Raw genomic sequence first — 5,751 nt, forward strand, 5'->3', positions numbered from 1 at the left:
AAAACACCGAACGTTTCCACGTTCAGTGCTTTATATACCATCAAGGTACCCGTTAAGATATAAGCCTAAAATTGCTTAACCGAACGGCATTGTGCATAATGCAGGCATTTTTCTCTTTATACTCTGCTGTTATTATTTTAACTGCTCCAGGATAGCTGGAATAACCTGATAAAAGATCAAGTTGGCCATACGAGGAGTTTCAGTTTGTGTATAACCTCCGTTCATAGCAATCACCACTCCGCTGCTTTTCTCCATCGCTAAAATCTGACCGTGGATACCCACCATATATAATACTTTGTGACCATCGATATTAATTACACGGAATTGATCTTTATACCAGCCGTCTTCTGCAAGGTGCGACTCTTTACCCTTTGCCCAGGCACTTCTCACGCTTTCATTACCCGCCCAAATATCATCTAAAAATGTCTTAGGAATTACCTGCTCACCGACATAGTTTTTGCCGTCATTTAAAATCACTTTGCCGATTCGAGCCAGATCACGGGTGCTCATATTTAAACCACCCGACGCAGACACATAACCATCAGGCCCTGACATCCAGAAAACATCGTTTTCTGCACCGACTTGTTTCCAGATTTCAGCTTCTAAGTAATCTGCAAGTTTAACTCCAGCTGCTTTTTCAACAACCATACCTAACAGCTCTGTATTGGGATCCTGATACTGGTATTTTTCACCAATTGGATATTTACGTTCTTTGACTAGTTTGAGATACGCTTTAGCCCCATGTAAACCGGAATCGTTTTTACCGTGCCAGTCTTGTGACTGGGTTAGACGCGGATCCCAGGATAGAAATTCAGGAGTTGGTATATTTAAACCGCTGCGCATATCAGCCACTTCCTGAATGGTTACCCCTTCAAATGCAGTCCCTTTCATCTCCGGCAGGTAATATTCAACCTTTTTAGACATATCCAGTTTACCTTCATCAACAGCAACAGCAGCCAGCATCGCAGTAAATGATTTAGTTACTGACATATCGAGATGGGTTGAATCTTGATTTAAACCGTTATAAAAATGCTGATGTGCTAACTTATTACCTTTTAATACCACCATGCTGTGATTTTTTAATCTGTCTCGTAAGATAATATCAAGCGAATGCTCACCGTCTGCATCAACACCTGTTAACTGAGTAATATCTAATAAACGGCTTTCCTGCCACTGCTCAGGCATCAATACCGATTCACCACTACCCAATAAACCACGACTAATTCGGTAATGAGAAGTATATTTATACGCATGAGGAAAACTCACTGCAGCATATTCAGCGCTGTCCCAAACAGACTGGCTGACACCAAGTGATTCTGATTGTTTAATAAAGGCCTGATCGGCCTGATGATATGATGCGGCATGAATATTAAAAGACAACATACAAACGGCGGCACCGGCCAGAATAAGTGATTTCATCTCTTTCTCCAGATAGAAGTAATTAAATTTGTGTAAAAAATATTGTCAGCAGTACCAGTAATAAAACCATCAGCTAAAAAGGGTTCAGCTTATAGAAAAACTGTTTTAAATCGTCAACCAGTACCTGCATCTCCATTGTCAACAAGTTTGACATCAAGCCTTTGTTGATACAAGCAGTTTGATGTTGAAATATAATGTTCTTTAACAACAGACCTAAGTATGAGTTTGTAATAACAACTTACATCATTGAAATCACAATTGATTTAGCTGATAACAGATAAAAACAGGCTGAGAAATTTATTTAAATAAAATGTATCCGGCTCTCATTTTTTATCTATTCTCCGCCCGATTCGGTAGACGTCAGCAGCAGCCGCCAGCCATAAAGCCATTAACAGATAAGAGATCTGAGTAAGGTGCTGAGTTTCAAAAGCCTGCAGTTTTTCAGTTAAAAAAGCGCTTAAGGCGGTTATATCTAACGCTATGCTTCCTGCATTTATTTGTGCTGTAAGCTCCGCAGTTACCTGCTCGGTGATATTGATGATATCAGCAGTAAGAACCACAAGAGCACTGATAAAAACCCCGGTTAACACACAGCCGCTGATATATTTTTTTAAATAAAAGTGCCCTGCTCCCGGACATAAAAGTGCCGACAGTAACAGCGCTTTAGTGGATTTTTTCATATAAACTCTCTTTACTTATAAACAGCATTTATCAACTTTCAACACAGCTGATAAATGCGCTGATTAACGGTTCATTTAAACGTGTTTTATGGCAGCAGACACCTAAATCAAAGGACTGCAGACGCGTGGCAGTTAATAAGCTTTGTACACGCTCTCGTACCGGGCTGTTTTCAATCACCACATCAGGGGCAATACCTACACCGCAGCCTAAAGCCACCATACTGATTAATGCTTCATGACCGGCAACTTTAGCGTAAATAAACGGCTTGCCTGCTTTCAGCTGCCGATACCAGCTGTCAAAACGACGGCGCACTGGACCGTGCTCCGGCAAAATAAACGGCACATTTTTCCAGTTTATATTAGCCATATTTATCTGCTGCGTTACCGCACAGGGGGTCGTTGGTCCTATAATCGACAGGGGGATTTCAGCAAGCTGAATAAAGTGTAAACGTGCCGGAAATGTATCGGGATAAGCAGTTATCGCAAAATCCACCTTATGCTCTAATACCTGCTCAATCGCAACCGCACTGTCCCCGGTGCTCAGTTTAATTTCAACTTTAGGATGCAGACGCCGAAAACGTTCGATAATAGGAGGCAGATGGCTGTAAGCGGCAGTTACCGAACAGTAGAGATTAATTTCGCCTTCCAGTTCAGTTTTGGTCTGGTTAATGGAGCGTTTTAATAACGCCCACTGTTCAACCTGCTGCAGTGCATAGTGCTTAAAGAGCAGTCCCGCTTCAGTTAATACCACCGAGCGGTTATCACGAATCAGTAAAGCAGCCCCTAATTCATCTTCAATACGCTGAATACAGCGGCTGAGCGTGGAGGGGCTGACATGCATCGCCTGTGCTGTTTTAGAAAAGTGCAGACTGTTTGCCAGATGTAAAAACAGCTGTAACGATTTAATATCCATATTTACTGCACAACCGGTAGGTCTTCCCGGCTTCCCCATTCACTCCAGGAACCGTCATAAACACATAAATCTTCATATCCGGCAAGTTCAGCCCCTAATGCTAAAATACAGGCGGTCACTCCAGAACCACAACTGAAAATAACACGCTGCTTTTTCGGCGCAATGGCTTCAAAAAGCAGTGCCAGCTGGTAAGCATCCTGCATTTTCTGATCTTTAAGAATGTCTGCAGCAGGCAGATTTTTAGCATTAGGCATATGACCGGAACGAACACCGGCTCTTGGTTCCGGGACTTCTGCTAAAAATCTTGCAGACGGGCGGGCATCGACAATCGCCTGCTCACTATTTTGTATTGCCAGCTGCACTTCATCAGCATCACAGATCAATGCACTTTGATAATCAGCAATAAAATCACCTTTGTTTATCTGTTTGATTTGATTGCCGCTTTCGATCGTAAAACCAGCGGTTTTCCATGCGGGTAAACCGCCGTCTAATACTGCAATCTGCTTAAAGCCCATGCTTTTAAACATCCACCAGACACGAGGGCTGGAAAAAATACCTAAGCTGTCATAAACCACAATGGTACTGCTTTGCCTGATACCTAAATTCTGCGCTGACTGCTGAAAATCAGCCTCACTGGGCATCATATGCGGAAGATCACTATGCTGGTTACAAACCTCCCGGTCAAAGTCAAAAAACAACGCGCCGGGAATGCGCTCTTTAAACCATTCTAACTGACCGTCACGATTTACATTCGGCATAAACCAGCTGGCATCTAAAAGCACTAAATCAGGATGACTGATGTGGGATTTTAACCAGTCAACTGAAACAAGCGGGCTGGGTAATATTAACGACGACATAACATTTCCTTCTTTTTAATGTTTCTGTTTTAATAATATCTATTTGAATACGTTATAAATTTATCTAATCAGCCGAGGCTGCCTGAAACACTGCACCGGACGTTTAGTATATTTCATTTTATGCAATATAACATTGCCAATATATCATTTTGCGCAATATAAGTTATGCGCTATAGTGCTTCTCGAAAATACAAAACAATGATAAAGAACAACTTTACCTGCGTTAATCCCTATTAACTAATTTTTTGGAGTGCCCTGCAATGGCTAACTACTTTAATACCCTTCCTCTACGTGAGAAGTTACATCAATTAGGTCAATGTCGTTTTATGGACCGTACTGAATTTGCTGAAGGCTGTGAAGCACTGAAAGGCAAAAAAGTAGTTATCGTAGGTTGTGGTGCTCAAGGTTTAAACCAAGGTTTAAACATGCGAGATTCTGGTCTTGACGTATCGTACACATTACGCGGCACGGCAATTGCTGAAAAACGTCAGTCCTGGAAAAATGCAACAGAAAATGGTTTCACTGTTGGTACTTACGAAGAGTTAATTCCAACTGCTGATTTAATCTGTAACTTAACACCTGACAAACAGCACACTGCTGTAGTTGGTGCGGTTATGCCTCTTATGAAAGAAGGCGCAACACTGGCTTACTCCCACGGTTTCAATATCGTTGAAGAAGGTATGCAGGTTCGTGAAGACTTAACTGTTATTATGTGTGCACCTAAGTGCCCTGGTTCTGAAGTACGTGAAGAATACAAGCGCGGCTTTGGTGTTCCAACACTAATCGCGGTTCACCCGGATAACGACCCGCAGGGTCACGGTCTTGCCTGGGCTAAAGCATACGCATCAGCAACCGGCGGTGATCGTGCGGGTGTATTAATGTCTTCTTTTGTTGCTGAAGTTAAATCTGACCTGATGGGTGAACAGACTATCCTATGTGGAATGCTGCAGACGGGTGCAATCCTTGGTTATGAAAAAATGGTTGCTGACGGTTTAGAGCCGGGTTACGCATCTAAATTAATCCAGTACGGTTGGGAAACTGTAACTGAAGGCCTTAAATACGGCGGCATCACAAATATGATGGATCGTCTGTCTAACCCTTCTAAAATCAAAGCTTACGATATGTCTTTAGAGCTTAAAGATATTTTACGTCCATTATTCAATAAACATATGGATGACATCATTGAAGGTGAATTCTCAGCAACTATGATGGCTGACTGGGCTAACGATGACGTTAACCTGCTTAAATGGCGTGCAGCAACTGCTGAAACTGGTTTTGAAAAACAACCAGCCGGCGATATGGAAATTGATGAGCAGGAATTCTACGACAACGGTATCTTCCTTGTGGCTATGATTAAAGCCGGTGTTGAACTGGCATTCGAAGCAATGACAGCTTCTGGTATTATCGATGAGTCTGCTTACTACGAGTCTCTACACGAAACACCGCTTATCGCAAACACTATCGCACGTAAGAAACTTTACGAAATGAACGTTGTTATCTCTGATACTGCAGAATACGGCTGTTACCTGTTCGACCATGCAGCTAAACCGTTACTTGCCGATTTCGTTAAAGCGTTAAGCCCGGAAATGCTGGGTAAACCTTTAGCAGTTAAATCTAACTCTGTTGATAACGCGCGTTTAATCGAAGTTAATGAAGCAGTTCGTTCTCATCCGGTAGAAATCGTAGGTAAGAAACTACGCGGCTATATGACTGATATGAAAACAATCGTTGAAGCTTCTTAATACTTCTATTTAGTTTTTAGTATTTAAAAGCTAAGGTTTTTCCTTCAATGCCGTTCGGTTAAGCAATTTTAGGCTTATATCTTAACGGGTACCTTGATGGTATATAAAGCACTGAACGTGGAAACGTTCGGTGTTTTCTT

At 42.0% G+C, this 5,751-nt stretch carries 5 protein-coding genes; 1 reads left to right on the plus strand and 4 read right to left on the minus strand.

The window, feature by feature from the left end; genetic code table 11:
• Positions 1 to 132: 132 nt before the first annotated feature.
• From G337_RS0118520 to G337_RS0118535, 4 genes are all read right to left on the minus strand, one after another.
• Entirely contained in the window at positions 133 to 1,419 is a 1,287-nt protein-coding gene (locus tag G337_RS0118520) for a serine hydrolase domain-containing protein (RefSeq protein ID WP_028865202.1), read from the minus strand.
• Between the two features lie 323 nt (positions 1,420 to 1,742).
• The gene (locus G337_RS0118525; protein WP_028865203.1) at positions 1,743 to 2,099 is read right to left on the minus strand and encodes a DUF6677 family protein; all 357 of its coding nucleotides are present in this window, start codon (positions 2,097 to 2,099) and stop codon (positions 1,743 to 1,745) included.
• A 31-nt stretch (positions 2,100 to 2,130) separates the two neighbouring features.
• Positions 2,131 to 3,012, minus strand: a complete 882-nt coding sequence (gene ilvY, locus G337_RS0118530) for an HTH-type transcriptional activator IlvY (protein WP_028865204.1) — start codon at positions 3,010 to 3,012, stop codon at positions 2,131 to 2,133.
• A gap of 2 nt (positions 3,013 to 3,014) precedes the next feature.
• On the minus strand, positions 3,015 to 3,869 hold the full coding sequence (locus tag G337_RS0118535) for a sulfurtransferase (protein WP_028865205.1): 855 nt from the start codon (positions 3,867 to 3,869) through the stop codon (positions 3,015 to 3,017).
• A gap of 260 nt (positions 3,870 to 4,129) precedes the next feature.
• Between G337_RS0118535 and ilvC the strand changes: the two genes are divergently transcribed.
• Positions 4,130 to 5,611: a ketol-acid reductoisomerase gene (gene ilvC, locus G337_RS0118540; RefSeq protein ID WP_028865206.1), complete on the plus strand. Its 1,482-nt coding sequence runs from the start codon at positions 4,130 to 4,132 to the stop codon at positions 5,609 to 5,611.
• Positions 5,612 to 5,751: the final 140 nt, after the last annotated feature.

It is taken from the genome of Psychromonas aquimarina ATCC BAA-1526, assembly GCF_000428725.1.
In the GTDB taxonomy this organism is placed as follows: Bacteria; Pseudomonadota; Gammaproteobacteria; order Enterobacterales; family Psychromonadaceae; genus Psychromonas; species Psychromonas aquimarina.

Bases quoted from the DNA above. Each gene is read 5' to 3' on its own strand.
- G337_RS0118520 (WP_028865202.1), bottom strand. From the start codon at position 1,419: ATGAAATCACTTATTCTGGCCGGTGCCGCCGTTTGTATGTTGTCTTTT.
- G337_RS0118525 (WP_028865203.1), bottom strand. From the start codon at position 2,099: ATGAAAAAATCCACTAAAGCGCTGTTACTGTCGGCACTTTTATGTCCG.
- ilvY (WP_028865204.1), bottom strand. From the start codon at position 3,012: ATGGATATTAAATCGTTACAGCTGTTTTTACATCTGGCAAACAGTCTG.
- G337_RS0118535 (WP_028865205.1), bottom strand. From the start codon at position 3,869: ATGTCGTCGTTAATATTACCCAGCCCGCTTGTTTCAGTTGACTGGTTA.
- ilvC (WP_028865206.1), top strand. From the start codon at position 4,130: ATGGCTAACTACTTTAATACCCTTCCTCTACGTGAGAAGTTACATCAA.